Source organism: Gemmobacter serpentinus (assembly GCF_008973825.1).
Classification (GTDB): Bacteria; Pseudomonadota; Alphaproteobacteria; order Rhodobacterales; family Rhodobacteraceae; genus Gemmobacter; species Gemmobacter serpentinus.
In genome coordinates, this window is the sequence record NZ_WCHR01000004.1 from 185,562 (window position 1) to 210,654 (window position 25,093).

The 25,093-nt window shown below is 63.3% G+C and carries 20 protein-coding genes; 5 read left to right on the plus strand and 15 right to left on the minus strand.

The window, feature by feature from the left end; translation table 11 throughout:
• The first annotated feature begins 235 nt into the window (after positions 1 to 235).
• Both GBJ34_RS02075 and speB read left to right on the plus strand, forming a co-directional pair.
• A complete protein-coding gene (locus tag GBJ34_RS02075) occupies positions 236 to 937 on the plus strand; it encodes a type 1 glutamine amidotransferase (protein WP_151717593.1) in 702 nt (233 codons plus the stop codon).
• A gap of 126 nt (positions 938 to 1,063) precedes the next feature.
• Positions 1,064 to 2,014, plus strand: a complete 951-nt coding sequence (speB, locus tag GBJ34_RS02080) for an agmatinase (RefSeq protein WP_151717594.1) — start codon at positions 1,064 to 1,066, stop codon at positions 2,012 to 2,014.
• A gap of 43 nt (positions 2,015 to 2,057) precedes the next feature.
• On the opposite strand, the gene GBJ34_RS20425 is transcribed toward speB, so the two are convergent.
• From GBJ34_RS20425 to GBJ34_RS02110, 7 genes are all read right to left on the minus strand, one after another.
• The gene (locus GBJ34_RS20425; protein WP_192931078.1) at positions 2,058 to 2,216 is read right to left on the minus strand and encodes a hypothetical protein; all 159 of its coding nucleotides are present in this window, start codon (positions 2,214 to 2,216) and stop codon (positions 2,058 to 2,060) included.
• A gap of 75 nt (positions 2,217 to 2,291) precedes the next feature.
• Positions 2,292 to 2,675: a biosynthetic peptidoglycan transglycosylase gene (locus tag GBJ34_RS02085; RefSeq protein ID WP_192931079.1), complete on the minus strand. Its 384-nt coding sequence runs from the start codon at positions 2,673 to 2,675 to the stop codon at positions 2,292 to 2,294.
• Between the two features lie 37 nt (positions 2,676 to 2,712).
• Positions 2,713 to 3,804, minus strand: coding sequence for an ABC transporter ATP-binding protein (locus GBJ34_RS02090; RefSeq protein WP_151717596.1), 1,092 nt, complete (start codon positions 3,802 to 3,804; stop codon positions 2,713 to 2,715).
• A 15-nt stretch (positions 3,805 to 3,819) separates the two neighbouring features.
• Positions 3,820 to 5,439, minus strand: a complete 1,620-nt coding sequence (locus GBJ34_RS02095) for an alpha-amylase family glycosyl hydrolase (protein ID WP_151717597.1) — start codon at positions 5,437 to 5,439, stop codon at positions 3,820 to 3,822.
• Positions 5,440 to 5,447: 8 nt separating this feature from the next.
• Positions 5,448 to 6,587: a carbohydrate ABC transporter permease gene (locus GBJ34_RS02100; RefSeq protein WP_151717598.1), complete on the minus strand. Its 1,140-nt coding sequence runs from the start codon at positions 6,585 to 6,587 to the stop codon at positions 5,448 to 5,450.
• A gap of 32 nt (positions 6,588 to 6,619) precedes the next feature.
• On the minus strand, positions 6,620 to 7,846 hold the full coding sequence (locus tag GBJ34_RS02105) for a carbohydrate ABC transporter permease (RefSeq protein WP_151717599.1): 1,227 nt from the start codon (positions 7,844 to 7,846) through the stop codon (positions 6,620 to 6,622).
• A 93-nt stretch (positions 7,847 to 7,939) separates the two neighbouring features.
• Positions 7,940 to 9,286 carry an ABC transporter substrate-binding protein gene (locus tag GBJ34_RS02110; protein WP_151717600.1) on the minus strand — a complete coding sequence of 449 codons (1,347 nt, stop codon included), beginning with the start codon at positions 9,284 to 9,286 and terminating at the stop codon, positions 7,940 to 7,942.
• Between the two features lie 276 nt (positions 9,287 to 9,562).
• On the opposite strand from GBJ34_RS02110, the gene GBJ34_RS02115 reads away from it, so the two are divergent.
• The 3 genes from GBJ34_RS02115 to GBJ34_RS02125 are packed head-to-tail and all read left to right on the plus strand — an operon-like array spanning position 9,563 to position 12,907.
• Positions 9,563 to 10,585, plus strand: coding sequence for a substrate-binding domain-containing protein (locus tag GBJ34_RS02115; RefSeq protein WP_151717601.1), 1,023 nt, complete (start codon positions 9,563 to 9,565; stop codon positions 10,583 to 10,585).
• A 28-nt stretch (positions 10,586 to 10,613) separates the two neighbouring features.
• Positions 10,614 to 11,930, plus strand: coding sequence for a GH1 family beta-glucosidase (locus tag GBJ34_RS02120; RefSeq protein ID WP_151717602.1), 1,317 nt, complete (start codon positions 10,614 to 10,616; stop codon positions 11,928 to 11,930).
• A gap of 17 nt (positions 11,931 to 11,947) precedes the next feature.
• Positions 11,948 to 12,907 (plus strand): glucokinase, encoded by a 960-nt coding sequence (locus GBJ34_RS02125; protein WP_151717603.1) that lies wholly within the window; start codon positions 11,948 to 11,950, stop codon positions 12,905 to 12,907.
• On the opposite strand, the gene GBJ34_RS02130 is transcribed toward GBJ34_RS02125, so the two are convergent.
• The 8 genes from GBJ34_RS02130 to glgB form a co-directional block, all read right to left on the minus strand.
• Positions 12,864 to 14,294 carry a sensor histidine kinase gene (locus GBJ34_RS02130; RefSeq protein ID WP_226341009.1) on the minus strand — a complete coding sequence of 477 codons (1,431 nt, stop codon included), beginning with the start codon at positions 14,292 to 14,294 and terminating at the stop codon, positions 12,864 to 12,866. The two genes, GBJ34_RS02125 and GBJ34_RS02130, sit on opposite strands and share 44 nt — an antisense overlap.
• Positions 14,291 to 15,397 (minus strand): FIST N-terminal domain-containing protein, encoded by a 1,107-nt coding sequence (locus GBJ34_RS02135; RefSeq protein ID WP_151717604.1) that lies wholly within the window; start codon positions 15,395 to 15,397, stop codon positions 14,291 to 14,293. Before GBJ34_RS02135 ends, GBJ34_RS02130 begins: the two co-directional genes overlap by 4 nt.
• Positions 15,394 to 16,068: a response regulator transcription factor gene (locus tag GBJ34_RS02140; protein ID WP_226341010.1), complete on the minus strand. Its 675-nt coding sequence runs from the start codon at positions 16,066 to 16,068 to the stop codon at positions 15,394 to 15,396. Before GBJ34_RS02140 ends, GBJ34_RS02135 begins: the two co-directional genes overlap by 4 nt.
• A gap of 165 nt (positions 16,069 to 16,233) precedes the next feature.
• Positions 16,234 to 17,865 (minus strand): alpha-D-glucose phosphate-specific phosphoglucomutase, encoded by a 1,632-nt coding sequence (locus GBJ34_RS02145; protein ID WP_151717605.1) that lies wholly within the window; start codon positions 17,863 to 17,865, stop codon positions 16,234 to 16,236.
• Between the two features lie 8 nt (positions 17,866 to 17,873).
• On the minus strand, positions 17,874 to 19,994 hold the full coding sequence (gene glgX, locus GBJ34_RS02150; protein WP_404811387.1) for a glycogen debranching protein GlgX: 2,121 nt from the start codon (positions 19,992 to 19,994) through the stop codon (positions 17,874 to 17,876).
• Positions 19,991 to 21,418 (minus strand): glycogen synthase GlgA, encoded by a 1,428-nt coding sequence (gene glgA, locus GBJ34_RS02155; protein ID WP_151717606.1) that lies wholly within the window; start codon positions 21,416 to 21,418, stop codon positions 19,991 to 19,993. Before glgA ends, glgX begins: the two co-directional genes overlap by 4 nt.
• 105 nt (positions 21,419 to 21,523) lie before the next feature.
• Positions 21,524 to 22,795: a glucose-1-phosphate adenylyltransferase gene (gene glgC / locus GBJ34_RS02160; protein ID WP_151717607.1), complete on the minus strand. Its 1,272-nt coding sequence runs from the start codon at positions 22,793 to 22,795 to the stop codon at positions 21,524 to 21,526.
• A 41-nt stretch (positions 22,796 to 22,836) separates the two neighbouring features.
• Positions 22,837 to 25,083, minus strand: coding sequence for a 1,4-alpha-glucan branching protein GlgB (gene glgB / locus GBJ34_RS02165; protein WP_151717608.1), 2,247 nt, complete (start codon positions 25,081 to 25,083; stop codon positions 22,837 to 22,839).
• Positions 25,084 to 25,093: the final 10 nt, after the last annotated feature.

A 25,093-nucleotide genomic window follows, 5' to 3' on the forward strand; every position in this document is an offset into this window, starting at 1 on the left:
CTGCGGCGGGCGCTGACGGGGGGCTGTCTGCCCCCCACGGAGCCTGCGGCTCCTCCCCCCGAGGATATTTGCGAACAGATGAATGGGGAGAGGGTGTCCCTTGTGCTTTCCTTGTGGGTGCCGTGAAGGCGGCGGCCGAGAGCCCCATGCTGCGCATGTCTCCGGCGATGTCGCGGACAGGCAAGCGTTGCGCGCCGCGCCATGCTGGATGGTCTTGTCAGTCAGGAGCCAGCCCATGCGCGTCGCCATCGTCGAGAACACCGCGATCACCCATCACGGGCAGGTGGGTGTCGCCTTGCATGAGGCGGGGGCGCGGATCCGACAGTTCCGCCCCTTTGCGGATGGTGCCTTGCCCGATGCGGCGGATTTCGACGCGCTTGTGGTATTTGGCGGCGAACAGAATGCCTGTGCCGATGCCCAATTCCCCTATCTGCCCGAACTGGCACGGCGGATGCGCGCCTTTTCCGAGGCGGATCGGGCCGTTCTGGGGATCTGCCTTGGGGCCCAGATCCTGGCGCGCGGCTTTGGCTCACAAAACCTGATCGGCGGATATGCCGAATTTGGGTGGTGCGGGATCGAGGCGCTGCCCCTTGCGGCAGCAGATCCGGTCTTTTCCGCCCTGCCCGCGCAATTCCCGCTGTTTCAGTGGCATTCGGACAGCTTCACCCTGCCCGCCGGCGCAATCCATCTGGCCCGATCCGGCGCCGCTTTGCATCAGGCCTTCCGCATGGGACGCGCAACCTATGGCACGCAATTCCATTTCGAGGCCAATCGCCGCGTCGTTGCCGACTGGAGCCGCAGCTTCCCGGTGCAGATGCAGGCCATGCGGTCGGGCTGGGACCGCGATCATGCCGCAGAGGCCGCAAGCCTGGGCATCGAAGCCGATCGCGTCGGGCTGGACATCGCGCGCGGCTTTGTGGCGTTGATTGGTGCCTGACCCTTTCATCGCCCCTTTCAAGGGGCGATCCCACCGCACGCATGTCGCATCCAGACCGGACAGGCCCACGCCCCCGGCGCAATCTGGCACAAAACCGCAAGGTGAAAAACCACAGGGAGATCCCGGATGACCACCAGCACGCCCCGCCTGAACCTGCCCTTTGTCGGCATCTCCACCTTCGGCAAACGCCCCTATCAGCCGGATTGGGAGGCGATTGCCGCCGATGTGGCCGTGCTTGGTGCGCCTTTCGACTTTGGCACCCAGTTCCGCGCCGGTGCGCGTTTCGGGCCGCGCGCGGTGCGCGAGGCCTCGACCCTGTTCAGCTTTGGCCTTGGCGGTGCCTATGACCATGAGGATGACTGCACCTATCTGGCTGAAGACGTGCGCATCGTCGACATTGGCGATGCCGATATCGTTCATACCGATACCGAAACCAGCCATGCCAATATCGAGGCGGGCGTGCGCGCCATCCTGAAGGCGGGCGCGCTGCCGGTGGTGATCGGCGGCGATCATTCGGTGAACATCCCCTGCATCCGCGCCTTTGACGATCAGGGCCCGATCCATATCGTGCAGATCGACGCGCATCTCGATTTCGTCGATGTGCGGCACGGGGTGCGGCATGGCCATGGCAACCCGATGCGGCGCGCGGCGGAAAAGGACTATGTGAGCGGCATCACGGCCCTTGGCATCCGCAATGTCAGCTCCACCGCCAAGGATGGCTATGACGCCGCGCGGGTGATGGGCGATGACATCCTGTCGGTGCGGCAGGTCCGCAAGCTGGGCACTGAAGGGGTGCTGGCCCGCATCCCCAAGGGCGCGCGGATCTATGTCACCATCGACATTGACGGCTTCTGCCCCTCCATCGCGCCGGGCACCGGCACGCCCTCGCATGGCGGGTTCCTTTACTATGAGGTGCTGGAGATCCTGCAAGGCATCGCCCGCGATCACGAGGTGGTCGGCATCGATCTGGTGGAGGTCGCGCCCGATTACGACCCGACCCAATCCACCGCGATCCTTGCAGCCCAGGTGCTGCTGAACTTCCTCGGCTTCATCTTCCACGCACGCGGGCAGCGGTGATGCACACTGCCCCCCGGTTTTCGGGAGCAGCCCCTGATAACCGTCACGGGATCGGGTGACCACAGGTTTCAGGCGGATCAACAAGGCCCAAGGGCATCTGCATGGCCGCCTGCACCTCTGCCCCCGGCTCCAGCCCTGTTTCGGACAGTGCTTTCAGGGCGACGTTGCGCCGCCCAAGCGCCTGATCCAGCGCATGGGGCAATCTGGCGGGGGCATGGATGATTGCCGCAAGATAAGCGGTCTCGTGCAGGGAAAGCCCGGAAACCGGCTTGCCAAATTAGGCAGCCGCCGCCGCATCAACGCCATGGCACCCCCGTCCGAAGTCGACACTGTGCAGATACCAGTCCAGAAATTCGTCATGGGTCAGGGCCATCGAGATTGCACCGGCAATGGCGATCCCGCGCATATGACCGGAAAGCCCCTTTTCCTGCTGATAGTGCCGACGGGAGAAATGGCTGACCATGGTAGAGCGGAACAGGGGCCGGGTCCTGAACGGCCTGTCATGGGCGACAATGACCAGATCGCCCATGATATCAGGTGATTTTCCCCAACGGGTTCGCGCCGCCTCATAATCGGCGCGAACCTCTGCCGGTGTCGGCATAGCTGAGGGCGTGTCGGCCGCGACCGGGGTTGCGCAGATCAGGGCCAAAGAAACAGCCACAAGCACCCCCGGGCGCGACATACCCCGCCGCCACATGTCAGCCATCACGATAGAGCAGCGAGCGGCCGTTGCTGAACAGGTGGATCTTGGCCGGATCGGCGGTCAGGGTCACGCTGGCATGGCGCAGCTCGCGGTGGATGCCCGGCAGTTTTGCCACAACCTGACGGTCACCGTCTTTCTTGAAATACAGCAGCGTCACCTCACCAAGCGCCTCGGTGATCTCGACCTCGCCAGTATAAAGGCCGGTGCCCTCGGATGCGGGCACCAGATCCTCGGGGCGAACGCCCAGATTGACCTTCAGCCCCTTGTCGCGGGCCTCGGTGGCAATGGTCGACCAGGCCTCGCCGCCGCCTTCCAGACGGATGCGGGTGCGGGCGCCGGTTTCCACGATCTCGCCTGATAGCAGGTTCATCGAGGGCGAGCCGATGAATTGCGCGACAAATTCGTTCTCGGGCCGCTCATACAGCTCCAGAGGCGTGCCGACCTGCGCGATACCGCCGCCTGCCAGCACCACGATGCGGCTGGCCAGCGTCATCGCCTCGACCTGATCATGGGTCACATAGATCATGGTCGAATCCGGCATCGCTTCTTTCAGCTGGGCGATCTCGATCCGGGTTGCCACCCGCAGCGCGGCATCCAGATTGGAAAGCGGCTCATCGAACAGATAGACCTTGGGGTTGCGCACGATGGCGCGGCCGATGGCGACGCGCTGGCGTTGCCCGCCCGACAGCGCCTTGGGCAGACGGTCCAGATAAGGCGTCAACTGGAGGACCCGCGCCGCCTTGTCGATGGCCGCATCGATCTCGGATTGCGGGGTCTTGGCCAGTTTCAGCGCGAAGGCCATGTTGTCGCGCACAGTCATATGCGGGTAAAGCGCATAGGACTGGAACACCATGGCGATACCACGCTCGGACGGCGGCACTTCGTTCATGCGCACATCATCAATGGTGAAATCGCCGCCGGTGATCCGTTCCAGCCCTGCGATCATCCTGAGCAGCGTGGATTTACCGCAGCCCGAGGGCCCGACAAAAACGATCAGCTCGCCCGATTTGATATCGAGATCGATATCCTTCAGCACCTTCACTTCGCCATACGCCTTTTCGACGCCGACAAGCTTCAGATTGGCCATATGTCGTCCCCCCGTTCAAACCCGCCGGGCGAGGCAGAACTGCCACGGCCCCAGCGTTACACTGTGTTGTGTGACCTGCTGGCCGCCCAGCCCGGTCCCGATCGCCTGCCAGCTCCCCTCCGGCAGCGATATTGCGTGATCTTCATCGCCAAGGTTGAAGGCGCAGAACAGCCCCTCATCGCCTTCACGCAGGAATTGCAGCGCGGAGCCACTGGTCCGCAGATCGCGCTGTGTGCCGGTGGCCAGCACCGGATGCGCCCGCCGGAACGCCAGCACGGCGCGGTAATGTTCCAGCATCGAGGCCGGATCGCCCGCCTGCGCCCGGACAGATCGCGCCAGATGCGGCGCGGTCACCGGCAGCCAGCTTTTGGTTCCGGAGGTAAAGCCGCCCAGCCCATTGCCGCCTTCCCAGATCATCGGGGTGCGGGCGCCGTCACGGCCCTTGAATTCGGGCCAGAACTCGATTCCATAGGGGTCTTGCAGATCCTCGAATGCCACCTCGGCCTCGGGCAGACCCAGCTCTTCGCCTTGATAGAGACAGATCGAGCCGCGCAGACAGGCCAGCAGCACCGTATAGGTCTTTGCCGCTGCATCGCTCAGGTTCCAGCGGGTGATATGGCGCACGGTATCATGGTTGGAATAGGACCAGCAGGGCCAGGCGTCCGGGGCCTCGGCGGCCAACTGTGCGAAAGTCGCCTCGATATCCTGCGCGGTGACGCGGGCGGGTTGCAGCAGTTCGAACGGGTAGCACATCTGCACCTTGTCGCCGCCCGAAGTATATTGCGCCATGATCTGCAAGCCGCGCTCGCTATCGCCGACCTCACCGACGGCGGCAGCCCCGTAAGGCACCAGAACCGCGCGGAACTTCTTCAGAAATTCAAGGTTCTCGGGGCGGCTTTTGTCAAACAGATGCATCTGGTGATTATAGGGGTTCACCTTGGGCGCGGTGCGGTCATTGCGTTCCGCCGCAGGCAGGGGCGGATTGTCGCGCAGATGCTGGTCGTGGAAATAGAAGTTGATCGTATCCAGGCGGAAGCCATCCACCCCACGTTCCAGCCAGAACCGCGCCGCATCCAGCAGCGCCACCTGCACATCCGGGTTGTGGAAGTTCAGATCGGGCTGCGAGGTCAGGAAGTTGTGCAGATAATACTGCTCGCGCCGGGCATCCCATTGCCAGGCAGAGCCGCCAAAGATCGACAGCCAGTTGGTCGGTGCCGTGCCATCGGGCTTGGGGTCTGCCCAGACATACCAGTCGGATTTCGGATTGGTCCGGCTGGCCCGGCTTTCGCCGAACCAGGGATGCTGATCCGATGTATGCGACAGCACCAGATCGATCATCACCCGGATCTTCAGATCATGCGCCCGCGACACCAGCGCATCGAAATCGGCCAGCGTGCCGAACATCGGATCGACGTCGCAGTAATCGCTGACATCATAGCCGAAATCCTTCATCGGCGATGTGAAGAACGGGCTGATCCAGATCGCATCCGCCCCAAGCGCCGCGATATGATCCAGCCGTTCGGTGATGCCGGCCAGATCGCCGATGCCGTCGCCATTGCTGTCCTGAAAGCTGCGCGGATAGATCTGATAGATCACCGCACCACGCCACCAATCCGGGTTCTTTTCGAGGGTCATTCCATCTCTCACTTGACCGAGCCGGCCAGCAGGCCGCGCACGAGGTATTTCTGCATTGCGAAGAACACCGCCAGCGGCACCGCGATCGAGATGAAGGCCGAGGCCGACAGAATTTCCCAATCGCCACCGCGCGAGCCCATCAGGTTCAACAGCGTCCCCGTCAGCACCATTTCATTGTCGGTGGTGCCCAGGAACACCATGGCGACCAGCAGGTCGTTCCATGTCCAGAGGAATTGGAAGATCGCGAAGGAGGCGAGCGCCGGAAAGGACAGCGGCAGGATGATCTTGGTGAAGATCTGGAAATCCGTCGCGCCATCGACCTTGGCATTCTCGATGATGTCGCGCGGCAGCCCCGCCATGTAGTTGCGCAACAGGTAAATCGCCAGCGGCAGGCCAAAGCCGGTATGGGCCAGCCAGACACCCAGATATCCCTTGCCGATGCCGATGGCGTTGTGGAACTGCAACAGCGGGATCAGCGCCAGTTGCAGCGGCACGACCAACAGGCCCACGACGGCGGCGACCAGCAGCGCCCGTCCCGGAAACTCCATCCAGGCCAGCGCATAGGCCGCAAAGGCCGCGATCAGGATCGGGATGATGGTGGCCGGGATCGAGACGGTCAGGGTGTTCAGAAACGCCTTGCCCACGCTTTGGCCCGGTGCCGGCTTGAACAGCACGGTATCATAATTATCCAGGGTGAATTGCGGCGGGGTTTCGGCGGTGACAAAGACCCGCGGCATCCGCAGATCGGCCATGCTTTGCGTCGATGACAGCCGGTAGGTGCCATCCGCCTCCACCGTCAGCGCCTCACCCGAGGGCAGCGCAGTGGTTTCACCCGCCTCAAAGGCCTCAACATCCTTGGAATTGATGCCCCAGCGGCTGATCTCGGCCCCGCTGGCGTCAAACAGATTGCCCTCGATCATGAAGACGCCGTCCTTTAGCGCCTCCTCGCCCTTCAGGCGGATGGCGGGCATCCGTGCCTCTTGCGTTGACAATGCCTGCCACCAGCCCGAACCCGCGATCTGGTCGCTGGTGCGGAAGGACGAGACCAGAAGGCCAAGCGTCGGAAACACCCAAAGTGCCACCAGCAGCACGGCCGAGATATGGACCGCCCATGTCAGCGCGGGTTTCGATCCTGCGATATTATCCATGGTGGGACCCCCCTTTTGCAAACCGGACCATCTCAGCGCATCTCCTTGCGGGCGCTGTAGACGTTCCAGACGAGGATTGGCGTCACCAGCAGCATGATGACCATGGCGGCGGCAGAGCCCACGCCCCAGTCCTGCGCGGTAAACAGCTTGTCATACATGTAATTGGCCAGAACCTGCGATCCCCATTGGCCATTGGTCATCGCGCGCACGATGTCGAAGACCTTCAGGACGACGATGGTGATGGTGGTCCAGACCACGACAATGGTGCCCATGATCTGTGGCACCTTGATCTTGAAGAAGATCTGAAAGGCATTGGCACCGTCCAGAATGGCGGCCTCGATGGTGTCTTCGGGCACGCCGCGCAGCGCCGCCGACAGGATCACCATGGCAAAGCCGGTCTGGATCCAGATCAGCACCGCCATCAGGAAGAAGTTGTTCCAGAACGGAATGGTCAGCCAGGTTTGCGGCGTGCCATAAGGCAGATCGGCGGTCATCGCGCCAATGGCCCACCCCGCCGTCACCAGCGCCAGACCCAATGTGATCGCGGCCCCGAGGATGCGCCCCAGCCGGGTCCAGATGCCCTCCCGCATCCCCCGAGCCATGGGCGCGATCAGCGACCAAAGCAGCCAGACCATCAGCGCCGCAAAGACACCCAGCATGATGGCAGGCAGGATCTGCAGGATCAATACCGAGCCAATGCCCCCCTCGAACTTCATCCAGATCGTATTCAGGAGACCGATCTGCGCCTGATCGGCGGCGCGGGCATCATAGATCAGTTTCCAGATCACCGAGGCCCCGACAAAGGAAATTGCCATCGGCATGAAGATCAGGGATTTGGCGATATTGCCCCACCAGATGCGGTCAGTCAGTTGGGCTGCCAACAGGCCGAACGCGGTGGCGGCGGCAGGCACCACGACCAGCCACAGCGCGTTGGAGCGCATGGATTCCCAGAACTTCGCCTCGCCCATCATGGCGGCATAATTGCCAAAGCCCACGAATGTGTCGCCGCCCTTGCTGAACAGCGACAGTTTCAGCGTCGCAAAGACCGGATAGGCCAGATAGAGGCCAAGCGCGATCATCGCGGGCGCAAGGAACAGCCAAGGGCGGATCATATTGGCCCGGCCGATATTGCGCCCGGCCTCTGGCCCGCGCGCCGGGAACAGCACCTTGTCCAGAAACAGGTTGGACGCCCAGAAGTAACCGATACAGCCACCGACCCCGATCACGATGGTCAGGATGGCCTGAATTGCGGGATGCATCTTCGCCCCCTCCTCCGATGGAACACGCGCAGGAAAGCCCTGCCTTGGCCAAAGCTGGCAGGCCCGGACGTGTCGGGCCTGCCGGTTACGCCGTCACTTCGGCCAGGCCGCGTCGATCTGCGCCGCCGCATCCTCGGCGGATTTGCCGCCGACGAAATCGACCATGCCGGTCCAGAAGCTGCCCGCGCCCACGGCGCCCGGCATCAGGTCCGATCCGTCAAAGCGGAAGGTCGTCGCATCCAGCAGCATCTCGCCCTGTTTCTTCAGTGCGGGCGTGCCGTAAAGTTCGGTTTTGGCCCCCTTGAAGGGGGTGACAAACCCGTTCTGCGCCATCCAGATCTCATGCGCGATCGGCGTCTTCAGGAACTCGATGAAGGCGCGCGCGGCATCGCCGTCCTTGGTGATGAAGGCCAGCGTTCCAGCCCCCAGCACCGGCTTGCCCAGATCCTTGCCCGCATAGGCTGGGAAATAGAAGAAATCAGCATCTTCCCCCACCACGGTACCTTCCGGGAAGAAGGACGGGATGAACGAGGCCTGATGGTGCATGTAGCATTGCGGCGGCGACGAGAAGAGGCCCTTGGGGCTGTCGCGGAAATCGGTAGAGGCCACCGCCGCCGTGCCGCCCGCGACAAAGGCATTGTTCTTGGCGAACCAGCCGAAGTCGTTGATCGCCTCGATCACCGCCGGATCGGTGAAGGGGATCTCGTGGCTGACCCATTTGTCATAGGTCTCTGGGCTTTGCGTGCGCAGCATCAGGTCCTCGACCCAATCGGTCGCAGGCCAGCCGGTCGCACCGCCCGATCCCAGTCCGATGCACCAGGGCGTGCCGCCATCGGCCACGATCTGTTCGGTCAGCGCCTTCAGATCTTCCATGGTTTCGGGGACGTCATAGCCCGCATCGGCGAAATTGTCGGGCGAATACCAGACCAGCGATTTCACATCGGCCTTGTAGGGAAAGGCATAAAGCGCCTCGGTTCCGTCCTTGCCCTTATAGGTGCCAAGTTTCGCCCAGTCGGCCCCTGCGGCATAATTCTCTTCGAGCCATGCCTTGGTCTCATCCCCGAGCGGCGCGACATAACCCTTGGCGACCAGTTCTGAAATCAGACCGGGCTGCGGCAGAATGGCGATATCGGGCGGGCTGCCCGCCTGGGTATCAACCATGATCTGCTGTTCATAACCCTCGGAGGAGGAATAGTTCACCTTCACGCCAGACGCTGCCGTGAAATAGGCCAGCACCGAATCCACCAGCGCCTGATCCTCACCGCGCCAGGGGCCGAAAATTGTCAGGCTCTGGCCATCCAGATTGGTTGCCTCATCAAAGGCCTTGTAGCTATCCCAGTTGAAATTGCCCTCGCCCACCGGAAATTTCAGATCTTGCGCGAAGGCACCGCCTGCTGCCAGCGCGACCACAGCAGCCCCCGCGAAAATTGCACGAGTCATCTCATCCTCCCGTATCTCTCCCCGGCCAGTTATCTCTGGCCTCCCCCAAAGCAGGAATCGCATTCAAACCGCTTTGAACGCCTCACCTAAGCGCGCGGATGCCGCCAAGTCAACGATCTTGTCGGCTGCCACGTCAATGAAAATTTGCAAATCCTTGTTTTGCAAGCGCAGAAACCGCTAAAAACCGTTCTGCTCAGGCGCATTCCGCTTTGACGTCAAGGCAGGTCGCGGCTAGTCTGCACCCCGACCTCGAAACGCTTTGAAAACCCGGACCCGATGAACCTGAAGGAGCTTGCCCGCAAACTCGACCTTTCGCCGACCACGGTCAGCCGGGCTTTGAACGGCTACCCGGAGGTGAACGAGGCCACGCGGGAACGGGTGGCGGCGGCGGCGCGGCGCTACAATTACAAGCCCAATACCCGCGCGATCCGGCTGGCCACGGGCCGGGCGCTGGCGGTGGGCCATGTGATCCCGGTCGCGACCCAGCACGAGATCGTCAACCCGATCTTTGCCGACTTCATCGCGGGTGCCGGCGAGATCTATTCGCGCAACGGCTATGACATGCTGCTGTCGGTGGTCGCCGATGATGGCGAGGAACGCGCCTATCGCGAGCTGAAATCGCGCGGCACGGTCGATGGCGTCATTCTCCATGGCCCGCGCCTCGATGATCCGCGCATTCCGTTGCTGGACGAGCTGGGCATCCCCTTCGTGGTGCATGGCCGATCCACCGGCGCGGTGCAGCACTATTCCTGGGTCGATGTGAACAACCGCCGCGCCTTCCAGCGCGCGACCGAATTTCTGCTGGATCTTGGCCATCGCCGCATCGCGCTGCTGAACGGGCTGGAATTCATGGATTTCGCGATCCGGCGCAGGCGCGGCTATGAAGATGCACTGACCGCGCGCGGCATCGCGCTTGATCCTGCGCTGATGCATAGCGAGGAAATGACTGAAACCGCAGGCCACCGCCTGGGCCAAAGCCTGCTTGCCCTGCCGGAACCTCCGACGGCGGTTCTGGCCTCGTCCATGATCATGGGGATGGGATTGCGGCGCGCCATCGAGGGGGCCGGGCTGCGCATGGGGCGCGATATCTCGGTCATCATCCATGACGACGAACTCAGTTATCTTCGCAATGGCGACGAGGTGCCGATCTTCACCGCCACGAGGTCTTCGGTGCGCGAGGCCGGGCGCCGCGCCGCCGATATGCTGTTGGCAATGATCACCGGCAAGGCCATCGGCCCCTGCGAATTGCTGCTGGAGGCCGAGCTGATCATCGGCCAGTCCACCGGCCCGCGCCCCTGATGTCCCCCCTTCGACCCAAGGATTGCCCATGATCCCGCATCGTGCCTCATTTCCCGAAGGCTTCGTTTTCGGGGCCGCGACCGCCGCCTATCAGATCGAAGGATCCAGCTTTGGTGGCGCGGGACCGTCGCATTGGGATACATTCGCGGCCACACCCGGCAATGTGAAACACGCCGATAGCGGTGCAATCGCCTGCGATCATTATCATCGCTGGGCCGAGGATCTGGATCTGGTCAAGGCCGCAGGCTTTGACGCCTATCGCTTCTCGACCTCCTGGTCGCGGGTGATGCCCGATGGGGTCACGATCAATCCCGAAGGTCTGGATTTCTACGACCGGCTGGTCGATGGCATGGCCGCGCGCGGCTTGCGGCCGTTTCTCACGCTTTATCACTGGGATCTGCCCGCGGCGCTGTCTGACAAGGGGGGCTGGCGGAACCGGGAAACCTGTCACCGCTTTGGCGACTTCACCGAAGAGGTGATACGCCGCATCGGTGACCGGGTGGAGACGGTCGCCACCATCAATGAGCCCTGGTGCGTGGCCTGGCTGTCGCATTTTCTGGGGGCCCATGCGCCGGGTCTGCGCGACATCCGCGCCGCAGCCCGCGCCATGCATCACATTCTGCTGGCGCATGGTGTGGCCATCGAACGTTTGCGTGCGCTTGGCCAGAAGAACCTTGGCATCGTGCTGAATTTCGACCATGCCAGCCCGGCCTCTGACCGTGCCGAAGATCTGCGCGCCGCCGCGGTGCAGGATGCGATCTTCAACCGCTGGTTTGCGCAGGCGATCTTTCAGGGCAGCTATCCTGACCTTGCACTGGAGGGGCTGGCACCGCATCTGCCGCCGCGCTGGCAATCCGATCTGCCGCTGATCGGGCAAAAGCTCGACTGGCTTGGCGTCAATTACTATACCCGCCATATCCATGCCGCAGCCCCCGACACAGCCTGGCCCGCCACGCGTGAGGTGCCGGGGCCGCTGCCGAAAACCCAGATGGGATGGGAGATCTATCCCGAAGGCCTGCAAGGCTTCCTGACCCGGCTGGAGCGCGACTATACCAAAGGCCTGCCGCTTTATGTGACCGAAAATGGCATGGCCAATGATGACCATGCCGATATCCCCGATACGGTGCGCGAAAGTTTCATCGCCGGACATTTTCAGGCGGCGCAGAATGCCATAGCCGCAGGGGTCAATCTGCGCGGCTTCTTCTACTGGTCGCTGCTCGACAACTATGAATGGGCCGAGGGCTATGAAAAGCGTTTCGGTCTGGTCCATGTCGACTATAACACGCAAGTCAGGACGCCCAAGGCCTCCTGGCACGCGCTGCAACGCGCCTTGGCGCGCAATTGAAGGAACCGGGGCACTTGATGTCTGACCTCCCCTCGCTCGTGGCCGATATCGGCGGCACCAATACCCGTGTGGCGCTGGCCGATGGCAAGACCATCCGGCCCGACAGCATCCGCCGGTTCCGCAATGCAGACCATCCGGGGCTGGAGACGATCCTGCGGCTGTATCTTGATGAAGCAGGCGTTCAGGATTGTGCGGGCACCTGTGTGGCCATTGCGGGCCCGGTGCGCGACGGCGTCGCCACCATGACCAATCTGGACTGGACGATTGATTGCCCCAGCCTGTCGCGCGCCACCGGGGCAGAGGTCGTGGCGATCCTGAATGACCTCCAGGCGCAGGGCCACGCCCTTGGCCATATCGCCGCCGACAAGCTGGATTGCGTGATCGAAGGCCCGATGCCGGATCATGCCGCCAAGCTGGTGGTCGGTGCGGGCACCGGCTTCAACGCGGCGCCAGTGCACGAAACCCCATGGGGCCGCATCGTCGCGGCCTCCGAATGCGGCCATATCAACATGCCGATCCGCACCGATGCCGATCTGCGGCTGGCGCGCTTTGTCGAGACGGCGCATGGCTTCCCCGGTGTGGAAGATGTGCTGGCCGGACGCGGGCTGGAGCGGCTTTATGCCTTTATCCGCAGCGAGCACGGGAATCCGGGCGAAAAATCCGCCTCCGACATCATGGCCGATCTGGCCGCAGGCGATGCACTGGCCGAGGAAACAGGGCGGCTTTACGTCCGCCTGATGGGGTCCGAGATCGGCAATCTGGCGCTGATCCACCTGCCCTTTGGCGGCATCTACCTGATCGGCGGCGTGGCGCGCGCCTTCCAGCCCTATCTGAAACGCTTCGATTTCGCGGGTGCCTTCCGCGACAAGGGCCGCTTTGCCGGCTTCATGGCCAATTTCTCGGTTCAGGTGATCGAAGATGATTACGCCGCCCTTACCGGCTGCGCGGTTTATCTTCAGCAGGGCGGGAAGGGCTGAGGCGCGCCGCACCGCGCGCCCCTGCCCCTGCCTCCGGGCGCTTCACCGTCACCGCAAAGCAGGATCCCTGCCCCGGCACGGATTGCAGGGTCAGGCCATGGCCAAGCGCCGCACAGGCGCGCTCCACAATGGCAAGACCAAGCCCCATCCCCTCGGCCGCTGAGGCCGGGGCGTCCAGCCGGTGAAATTCCCGAAAGATCATGGCGCGGTCAGCCTCGGCAATGCCGGGGCCGGTGTCATGCACCTCGATCCGCAGGGCATGGGGCAGATGGCGCACACCGACCAGCACGCGCCCCCGCCGCGTATAGCGCAGCGCATTGCCGATCAGGTTTTGCAGGATGCGCCGCAGCCATGAGGCATCGCTGACCGCCAGAGCATGGCTGGGCACCAGCGTGAAGCCAAGGCCGCGATCGGCGGCGATCACCGCAAATTCCTCGGCCAGCGGTGCCAGCACCCGCTGCAGCGGCACAAGGCCTGCCTGCACCGCAAAGCGCCCGGTTTCCAGCCGCGAGATATCCAGCAACTGCGCCAGGATGCCTTCAACCTGACCAAGCGCATTTTGCGCCTTCAGCAGCACCGGCCCCGTTTCAGCGGCGGGCGCGCCGCCCTCGGCCAGCCCGATGAACAGCTTGGCGGCGGCAAGCGGTTGCAACAGGTCATGCGAGGCGGCGGCGACAAAGCGCGCGCGGGCGGCATGGATGCGCCGCGCCTCCTCCATCGCGGCGTCGCGGGCCGCGCGGCGTTCGCGGTGCAGCGTGTCGCTGACATCGGTTTGCAGGATTACCGTGCCGCCATTTTCCATCCGCCGCTCGGACACCTGCAACCAGCGATCACGGACGATGCCCACGTTGAACACCGCCTGCAAATCGCCATGGCGGGCACAGCGCCGCGCGGCCCAGACCTCGGGCGGCTCGCCTTCCGGCAATGCCAGATGGCGCGACAGGCTGACCAGATCGATATAATCCCAGAAGCTGAGGCCAGGCTTCAGATGCGGCTGCACATCGGGAAAAAAGGCGCAAAACTGCGCATTGCACATGACCAGCCTGTCATCGGGGCCGAACAGCGCAAAGCCCTCATCAACGGCACCGATGGCATCGGCCAGATTGCGCCGCGCGGCTTCGGCTGCCGCGGTCGCCTCGGCCAATTGGCTGTTGGATCGGTTCAGCGCATCCAGCGTGCGGTCCAGCTCGCGCGTGCGGGCGCGGACCTGATCCTCCAGCAATGCGGCGCGCTGGAACTGCGCATAGGCCGCGCCGCCATCATCGGTTGCCGCCTCCACCCGCCGCATCAGTGCATCGGTGATGATCAGCAGCTTGTCGCGCTGCCGTTCCAGCGCGTCGCGTGGATCCAGCAAGTCGGCTGCCCCAAAGGGAGGTGGCATGGTCATGCGCCCTCCTCCGGCGGATAGAAGGCGACGCCGGTCATGGTATGGTTCACATGCAGCGCATTCATCTGCTCGCCATAGGTCGAAAAGCCAAGCACGCCATGGCGGCGCAGCAGGCCCGAGACCGCCGGGGTCAGTTGTTTCTCCTGCGCCTCCATCCGCCGCAGGATGCAGTCACAGGCGAGGATCGCGGCCGGGCCATCCAGCGCCGCAAGCTCGGCCTCCAGATGGGCCGCCATATCCTGCGGCTCGGCCAAGGTCAGGACCAGCCCCTCGTCTATGGCGGAATAGAAGATCAGATCGCCATTGGGCGCGACCTGCCGGATCGCCCGCACATGATGGCGCCCGCCCAACCGCACCGCGACCGGATGGGCCGCAAATGTGAACGTATCCAATTGCGCAGGATCCTTGCCCAGCAGGCGGGCATATTCGGGGGCGGCGGGTTCGGCATTGATGCGCCGCACAATGCGCTGTGCCGGATCGGCCTCGGTCACCACCATGCGCCGCCCAGTGGGGCGCAGGTGATCCAGATTGAACACCCGCACAGGCCCGCGGGCCCGCACCAGGGCCAAGACGGCGGCATCGCGCAAGGCGCGTCCCTCATGCAGCACGAAAGCCTGCTGGAACCGCGTGCCATCTGCCGCCGATCCGCCACAAAGCGGCACGGGACCAAGTGCCGCCGCAAGGGCCGAGGTCAGCTCATCCTCGCGGATCGACAGCCCGTCCACCATCAGAAAGGCAAATTCCGAAGGCCAGTCAGGCCGACGCTCTGCCAAAGTCGCGCGCGCGCCCATCACGTCACGAATCAGCGCCGCGCGGTCCAGCTCCCGCAGATGCTGGATACACAGGATCTCGACCTCAAACAGATCGGATGGCAGGCCGATGGCAAGGATGCCGCCTTCGGAATAGCCCTGCGGCGACAACTCGCCCGCCGTCGTGCAGCCGATCACCGGCGCGGCAAAGGCGTTCTCGGCCAGCAGCGCCGCCAGATCGGCATCTGAGGCAGCAAAGATCAGCACCACCGCGAACGGCCCCTGCCCGAGGCCTGCGGCCAGCGCCGCGCCGGGGGCCGCAAGATCCGCCGCGACATAGGCGCGCGCGATCATGGGCCTGCTTCCCCGGCGGTGTCGGGCATCAGCGTGCTGAACCGCGCGGCATTGGCCATCAGCACCGCCTGCGTGCGGCTATGGACGCCCAGCTTACGCATGATTGCGGTGACATGGGCCTTCACCGTGGCCTCGGTGATCGCCAGATCATGGGCGATCTGCTTGTTCAGCGCGCCCTCGCACAGATGCTGCAGGATGCGCGCCTGCTGCCGGGTCAGGCCGGACAGGCGCTGCAAGGCATCATCCTGCGGCGTCTCGTCGGGGACGACAAAACCTTCGGGCAGATATTGCCGCCCTTCGGCCAGGGCGGTCAATGCGGCAACCAGCACCTCGCGCCGGGCGTGTTTGGGCATGAAGCCCTGCGCCCCTGCCCGTAGCGCCGCCGCCATCACCCGTTCATCCGTGACCGAGGATATGACCAGAACCGGCACCTCGGGTGCCTGCGCCCGCAGCCGCAGCAACCCGTCAATGCCGGTCACATCCGGCAGATGCAGGTCAAACAGGATGACATCGGGCAAGGGCCCCTTTTCCAGCCGGGTCAGCGCCGCATCCAGCCGATCGGCGGTATCGACCTGCGCAATCCCCAGCAAAACGCGGAGCGTCAGGCTCAGCGCATCGCAGAACATCGGGTGATCGTCCACGATCAGGGCGCGGGTGAATCGGGTAGGCAAGCGGACCTCCGCATCGATGCGGCCAGTCTAACGCAAGGCGGTTGCCCGGCAATACACTATCCCCCAGCCATTGCGCCCTGCAGGAAGCCATATGCCGGCCCTACCCCCCGCCCGGGGCGGCCCGATCCCGGCGCAAATCTGGCCGGGATCGGGTTCGATCTGCCCTCAGGTGATGACGTTCGGCTCGGTCCGGCCGGTATGTTCCATGATCTTTGCAAGGGAATGGGCCGCACGGATCACCGGCGCCAGCGCCTCTTGCGGATCGTGGTCAAGACCGTCTGGGCCCGGTGTATAGCGTTCCAGGTAAACGCGCAGCGTTGCCCCTTCGGTGCCGGTGCCGGAAAGCCGCAGCACAATGCGCGATCCATCGATGAACAGGATCCTGACACCTTGTTTCAGGCTGACCGAACCATCGATGGGGTCGGTATAGGCGAAATCGTCGGCGCCCGCGATCTCCATCCCCTCGATCTTCTGGCCTTTCAGCCCGGCAAGACGCCCCCGCAGCTCAGCCATCATCGCATCAGCGCGGTCGGTCTCGATCGCCTCGAAATCGTGGCGGCTATAATAGTTGCGACCGAATTTGGCGAAGTGCTCGGCCATGATCTCGGCCACCGATTGCTGTCGCACGGCCAAAATGTTCAGCCACAGCAGCACCGCCCATAGCCCGTCCTTCTCGCGCACATGGTCAGATCCGGTGCCAAAGCTCTCCTCGCCGCAGAGCGTGGCCTTGCCCGCATCCAGCAGATTGCCGAAGAACTTCCAGCCCGTGGGGGTCTCGAATTTGTCGATGCCCAGTGCATCGGCCACGCGATCCGCCGCAGCCGAGGTCGGCATGGAGCGCGCGACGCCAGCGAGGCCCCGCGCATAGCCCGGCGCCAGATGGGCATTGGCCGCCAGCACCGCAAGGCTGTCAGAGGGCGAGACATAGGTGTTGCGCCCGACAACCATATTGCGGTCGCCATCACCATCGGAGGCCGCGCCGAAATCTGGGGCGTTGGCCCCGAACATCTCGTCCATCAGCTCATGCGCCCAGGTCGGGTTCGGATCCGGGTGCATTCCGCCGAAATCCGGCAAGGGCGTGCCATGGGTCACCGTGCCCTTAGCGGCACCCAGACGGTTTTCCAGAATTTCCGTCGCATAGGGGCCAGTTACCGCGCACATTGCATCAAAGCGCATGGTGAAGCCGCTGGCAAACATCGCCCGGATCGCGTTGAAATCGAACAGGGTTTCCATCAACGCGGCGTAATCGGTCACGCTGTCGACCACGCTGACCGCCATGCCATCCAGCATCGTGTCGCCAATCGCGCCCAGATCGATGTCCGCCGCATCCGAGATGCGGTATTCGGTCAGTTCGGTCGTGCGTTGATACATCGCCTCGGTCACCGCCTCGGGGGCCGGGCCGCCATTGGGCATGTTGAACTTGACGCCGAAATCCTCTTCCGGGCCGCCCGGATTGTGGCTCGCCGACATGATGATGCCGCCATCGGTTTTATTCAGCCTTATCAAGTGGCTGGCAGCCGGTGTTGACAGAACCGCATTCTGCCCGATGATCACCCGCGCCGCGCCATTGGCGGCGGCCATTTTCAGGATGGTCTGCGCCGCGCGATCATTGAAATAGCGCCCGTCGCCGCCCAGAACAAAGGTCTTGCCCGCCGCGCCGCCAATGGCATCGAAGATCGATTGCACAAAGTTTTCAAGGTAATGCGCGCCCATGAAGACCGGGGTCTTCTTGCGCAGACCAGAGGTTCCGGGCTTTTGTCCGGCAATCGGGGCGGTGGTGATGGTCAGGGCGGTCATAATATCCCTCAGGAATGGATTGGGGCGAAGACAAGCACGGAATGGGCCGGGGCCTCAAGCTCTGTTGTGGCAGCCATCGGCGGCGCGTCAGGGCGGGTGGTGTCCAGCACCAGCCGCCAATGCGGCGCGGTGTGGGGCAGTTTCAGCGCAACTGGCCCGCCGGTATTGAAGACGGCAAAGATCGCCTCCCGATCATCCAGATCGCCCTCGGCGGCGCGACGCAGTTCCACACAGAGGCAGCGGAATCCCGGATCATGCCAATCCTCGGGGCGCGGCACCTCACCATCGGGGCGACGCCAGATCACGTCGGGCAGGCCATCCACACCGCGCGGCAGCCCGTGCAGGAAACGGCGCTGCCGCAGCACACGGTTGTCGCGCCGTAGCGCAATTAGCCGCGCCACAAAAGCCGCCTGCGCCGGATCGGCGCGGGCCCAATCGATCCAGCCAATCGGATTGTCCTGCGCATAGGCGTTGTTGTTGCCGGCTTGGCTATTGCCGATCTCGTCGCCCGCAAGCAGCATCGGCACGCCCTGCGCCAGAAACAGCGTGGCCAGCAGGTTGCGCTTGCGAAGCGCGCGCGCGGCCAGCACGGCGGGGTCAGAGGTCTCACCCTCCACCCCCATATTGTCGGAATGGTTGTCGCCATGCCCGTCGCGATTGTCCTCGCCATTTGCCCAGTTGCGCTTGACGGTGAAGGCAACCAGATCCTCCAGCGTGAAGCCGTCATGCGCGGTGATGAAGTTCACGGTAGAACAGGCTGTGCGTCCGGCACGGTCAAAGAATTCGGCGCTACCCAAAAGCCGCTTGGCCAGATCGGGCACCATGCCATTGTCACCGCGCCAGAAGCGCCGGATGCCATCGCGGAACTTGTCGTTCCATTCCGAGAACGGATGCGGGTAATTGCCCAGCTGATAGCCGCCGGGTCCGATATCCCAGGGCTCTGCGATCAGCTTGACCTTGGTCAGCACCGGGTCTTGCCGGATCGCATCGAAAAAGCCCGATTGCGGGTCAAAGCCATGCGCCTCACGGCCCAGGACGCTGGCCAGATCAAAGCGGAAGCCATCGACATGCATGACCTCCACCCAATAGCGCAGGCTGTCCATCACCATGCGCAGCACCATCGGATGCGTCAGGTTCAGCGTATTGCCGGTGCCGGTATCGTTAACATAATAGCGCCCGCCATCGCGCAGACGGTAATAGCTGCGATTGTCGATGCCACGGAATGACAGCGTGGGGCCAAGCTCGTCCCCCTCGCCGGAATGGTTATAGACCACATCAAGGATTACCTCGATCCCTGCCGCATGGAAGCGGCGGACCATGGTCTGAAACTCCCAGATCTCGCCCTTGGACATATAGCGCGGCTCGGGTGCGAAGAAGCCAAGGGTTTGATAGCCCCAGTAATTGCGCAAGCCCTTGGCCACCAGAAAGCGGTCATCCAGAAAGGCATGGGCGGGCAACAATTCGATTGCGGTAATGCCCAGTTTCACCAGATGGTCCAGCACCGCATCCGAGGCAAGGCCAAGGAAACTGCCGCGCAGCGCCTTTTCCACGCCCTGATGCAGCGCGGTCATGCCCTTCACATGGGCCTCGTAGATCACCGTTTCATGCAGGGGTCGGCGCGGCGCGCGGTCCTGCCCCCAATTGAAGCTCGGGTCCACCACCACCGATTTCGGCACCGCAAAGGCGCTGTCGCGGGTGTCAAAGGACAGATCGGCACGGGGGCTTCCGACCTTGTAGCCCATCATCGCATCCGACCATTTCAACCGCCCCGACAATTGCCGCGCGTAAGGGTCGAGCAGCAGCTTGTTGGGGTTGAAACGGTGCCCGCCTTCGGGCGCATAGGGCCCATAGACGCGATAGCCATAAAGCGATCCGGGCGTCAGCCCGCCCACATGGACATGCCAGATATCGCCATCACGTTCGCGCAGCGGGATACGGGCCATTTCCTTGCGGCCATCATGGGTGAAAAGGCACAGCTCCACCCGCTCCGCATGGGCGGAGAACAGAGCGAAATTCACCCCCTCGCCATCAAAGGTGGCCCCCATCGGCCAGGGCCTGCCATCGCTGATCGCATGGCCCGACAAGCGGTCGGGATAGGCCTGAGCCATATTCGGATTGGGCGCGATCATGGGCGCAGGATGCTGTCATAAAGCGCGGCATAGCGGGCGGCCGAGGCCTCCCACCCCACCGGCTGGGCCATGCCGCGCTTGACGATCTGCGCCCATGTCTTGCTGTCACTGTGCAGGCTGACCAGCCGCCGCAAGGCATCGGCAAAGGCCGGGGCATCGGTCGGGTGGAAGGAGATGCCGGTTGCCACGCCTTGCGCCAAAGCCGCCGGATTGGCATGGATCACCGTATCGGCAAGGCCCCCCACGGCGGCCACCACCGGCACCGTGCCATAGCGCAGCCCATACATCTGGGTAAGACCGCAGGGCTCAAATCGCGACGGCACCAAGACCGCATCGGCGCCCGCGAACATCCGGTGACTGAGGGCCTCGTCATAGCCGATCTTCACCGAGACCCGGCCCGGATAGCGCGCGGCCAGATCCAGCAGCGCGCCTTCCAGCGCCGTGTCACCCGATCCAAGCAGGGCAAGCCCGCCGCCCGCCGCGATGAAATCCGGCAGGACCTGCGGCAGCAGATCCATACCCTTCTGATCGGTCAACCGGCTGACCACGATGGCAAGCGGCCCCGGCACATCGAGTTCAAATTCTTCGCAAAGTGCAGCGCGCGCCTGCGCCTTGCCCTTGGGCTTCTTGGCGGAATAGGGCATGTCTTCGCCCTCTGGATCCCAGACATCGACATCCACGCCATTCAGGATGCCCACGACATCCGCCGCCCGCGCCTCGATCAAGCCTTGCAGGCCAAGGCCAAATTCCGGGCGCATCAATTCAGCCGCGTAAGACGGCGAGACAGTGGTGATCTTGTCCGACAGCGCCATCGCGGCCTTCAGGCTCGACAATCCGCCGTAATATTCCAGCGATCCGGGATGAAATTCGTGACGTGGCAGGCGCAATCCCTCCAGCATCGACGGATCGGCCCAGCCCTGAAACGCGATATTGTGGATGGTGATGACGGTGCCCACATCGCGCGGGCCACCAAAGGCCAGATAGGCCGGGGCAAAGCCCGCTTGCCAGTCATGCGCGTGCAGGACCTGCGGCCGCCAGCCATCGCCCAGACCAAAGCGCGCGATCTTGGCCGCAACCCAGGACAGGGCGGCAAACCGCTGCGCATTGTCGGGCCAGTCGGTGCCGTTACTGCTATAGGGCCCGCCCTCGCGGTCATAAAGATGTGGCGCATCCAGTAGCAGAAGGTCCACCCCCTCGACCCTGCCCGCCTTCACCACGCCGCGCCCGCCGAACAGGTCTTCCTCGACAAAGACCTCGTGCCAGTCACGGATCGGCCCGCGCAGGCTGCGATAGGCGGGCAAAAGCACCCGCATCTCCCAGCCCTGTGCTGCCATCGCGGCAGGCAGCGCGCCGACCACATCGGCAAGGCCGCCGGTCTTGACCAGCGGCACGCATTCAGAGGCGACCGACAGAACCCGCTTCATGACCTTGCCCTTCTTCTTTTCACACAGATCCCGGGGGCTGCCCCCCGGTTCTGCGCATGTCACAGCATCATGGCGTCAGAATGACAACCACCTAACGACTGTCCCTCATGACTTCGCATGAGACCAGCGGTCGATCATATCCTGCGTAATCAGCACGATCCCGCTTTCGGTGCGGCGGAACCATTTGGCATCCAGATCCGGATCCTCGCCCACCACCAGACCTTCGGGGATGATGACGCCGCGATCGATCACACAATTCTTCAGCTCCGCCTTGCGGTTCACGATCACCTGCGGCAGAGCCACTACATATTCAAGGCTGGAGAAGCTGTGGGTGCGGCAGCCGGTGAACAGCAGCGAATTGCGCACCTCTGACCCCGACACGATACAATCGCCCGCCACCAGCGACGAGATCGCCGAGCCGCGCCGCCCATCCTCATCGTGGATGAATTTGGCCGGCGGCACCAGTTCGGCATAGGTCCAGATCGGCCAGCTATTGTCATAGATATCAAGCTTTGGCACGAAATCCGTCAGATCGATATTGGCCTGCCAGAAGGCATCAATGGTGCCAACATCGCGCCAATAGGGTTCATCCTCCAAGCCGGCGGTGACACAGCTTTCGGCAAAGCGATGCGCCATTGCCTTGCCGTGTTTCACGATTTGCGGGATGATGTCATTGCCGAAATCATGGCTGGAATTCGGGTCTTCGGCATCCTTCACCAGCAATTCGCGCAGGAAGGCCCAGTCAAAGACATAGATCCCCATCGAGGCGAGGCTGTTCTTGGGATCGCCTGGAATGGTCGGCGGATCAGCAGGTTTTTCCAGAAAATCGGTGATGCGGCCGGTGGCATCCACGCCCATCACGCCAAAGGCCGTGGCCTCGGCTTTCGGCACTGTCAGACAGCCGATGGTCACATCCGCCCCGGTCTCGACATGCTGTTGCAGCATGACCTCGTAATCCATCTTGTAGATATGATCACCGGCCAAGATGATGACGTATTTCACGCCGTAATCATCAACGATATCAATGTTCTGCGTCACCGCATCGGCAGTGCCGAGATACCATTTGCTTTCATCGACCCGCTGGCTGGCGGGCAGGATGTCGAGATATTCGTTGCGCTCGGCGCGGAAGAAGCTCCAGCCGCGCTGCATGTGGCGGATCAGGCTATGGGCCTTGTATTGCGTGGCAATCGCCATCTTGCGAATGCCGGAATTCAGCGCATTCGACAGGGCGAAGTCGATGATCCGTGTCTTGCCGCCGAAATAGACGGCCGGTTTCGCGCGGCGGTCGGTCAGTTCTTTCAGGCGGCTGCCTCTTCCGCCCGCCAAGACAAATGCCATCGCTTGCGACGAAAGCCTCTGATTGGGTCTTGCCTTCATCCGTTCCTCCCTTCCGGGTTCACCCCGGGACCATTATCACATCAAACCTTTTCGTATTTCAGGAACACCGCCGAAAGCGGTGGCAGGGTCAATTGCGCGCTGCAAGGCTGGCCATGCCAGGCCCCTTCCTCAGCGGCCACCCCGCCAAGATTGCCACGATTACCCCCACCATAGAGCGCGGCATCGGTGTTCAGGACCTCGCTCCACCTCCCCGCCAGCGGCAAGCCAAGGGTCATGCGCCGCTCCACCGGCGTCATGTTCACCACGACCGCCACCGGCGCATCCTCGGGGCCGCCCTTGCGCAGCCAGGCGTAGCTTGAGCCCTCGGCGTCATTGGCCTCCAGCCAGGCGAAACCTTCCGGGCGGGTGTCATTCACATGCAGCGCGGGTTCGGCGCGATAGAGCGTGTTCAGATCGCGGACAAGGCGCTGCATCCCGGCATGTTGAGGATCATCCAGCAGATGCCAGTCAAGGCTTTGCCGATAGGCCCATTCGCGTGCCTGCGCAAATTCGCAGCCCATGAACAGCAGCTTCTTGCCCGGATGCCCCCACATGAAACCGTAATAGGCGCGCAGATTTGCAAACTTCTGGTCATGATCGCCTGGCATCTTGGCCAGCATCGATCCCTTGCCATGCACCACCTCGTCATGGCTGATCGGCAGGATGTAGTTTTCGGACCAGGCATAGTGCAGGCCGAAGGTCATCTGGTGATGGTGGAATTTGCGGTAGACCGGATCGCGCGCCATATAGGACAGCGTGTCGTTCATCCAGCCCATATTCCACTTGAAGCCGAAACCCAGGCCGCCCCAGTCGACCGGGCGCGACACGCCGGGAAAGGCCGTGCTTTCCTCGGCAATGGTCAGAACACCCGGCACCTCGCCGTAAGCCGCGATGTTCATGCGGCGCAGCACCTCGATCGCCTCGTAATTCTCGCGCCCACCATCCTTGTTGGGCACCCATTCGCCCTCCTTGCGGGAATAGTCACGATACAGCATGGAGGCCACCGCATCGACGCGCAGGCCATCGACATGAAATTCCTCTAGCCAATACAGCGCGTTGGAGGTCAGAAAATTCTGCACCTCCAGCCTTCCGTAATTGTAGATCAGGGTGTTCCAGTCCTGATGGAACCCCTCTTTCGGATCGGCATGTTCATATAGTGCCGTGCCATCAAAGCGGCCAAGCCCATGCGGATCGGATGGGAAATGCCCCGGCACCCAATCCAGAATGACCCCCAGCCCCTTGCGATGCGCGGCATCGATCAGGGCGCGAAACTCGGCCGGTGTGCCATGGCGAATGGTCGGCGCGAACAGCCCGACCGGCTGATAGCCCCAACTGCCATCGAACGGGTATTCCGAGACCGGCAGCAGTTCCAGATGGGTGAAGCCCATATCGGCGGCGTAATCGACCAGTTGTTCGGAAAGCTCCAGATAGGACAGCATCCGGTCGCCTGGCGCGCGCTTCCACGAGCCCAGATGCACTTCATAGACCGAGATCGGCGCATCGATGCCATGCCGCCCGGCGCGGGTCTCCATCCAGTCGCCATCCGTCCAGGGCGCGCCGTCGATCCGACGCACGACCGAGGCGTTTTTCGGCGCATGTTCGCTGCCAAATCCCACCGGATCGGCCTTCAGCGGCAGGATCTGGCCGCCCATGCCGCGGATTTCGTATTTATAGGTGGTGCCCTCGGTCAGACCGGGGATGAAAATCTCCCAGACGCCGGTCGCGCCGCGTTTGCGCATCGGGTGGCGGCGCCCATCCCAGATATTGAAGTCGCCGACGACCGAGACCCGCTCAGCATTCGGGGCCCAGACGGCGAAATGCACGCCCTCCGCGCCCTCATGCGACATCAGATGCGCGCCAAGCACCTGCCAAAGCCGCATGTGCGTGCCCTCGCCCAGCAGATATTCGTCCATCTCGCCCAGAACCGGGCCAAAGCGATAGGGATCCTCCCATTCCCAGGCGTGACCCTGCCCCTCCGCCCGCAGACGGTAGGCGGCGCCCATCGGCACCGGCCCGGCAAACAGACCATCGCCAAGCGCGGACAGTTCCAGCAGAACCGGGTCCATCGGTTCCGGGGCCGCCGGATCGGAGATCAGGGCCCAGACCTTTTCCGCCCCCGGCTGCATGACACGCAAGATGCCGGGTGCGTGCAGGCCAAGCACCGCAAAAGGATCACCATGGCGTCCTTGGCGCAAGGCCTCGGCCGCGCCGGGATCGATCAGCGGCGCATCTGTGGGTGCCGCTTTCGCAGCCACGCCCTTGCCCGCCCTGCCTGTCGCCTTAGCCATCGCGCTCCCC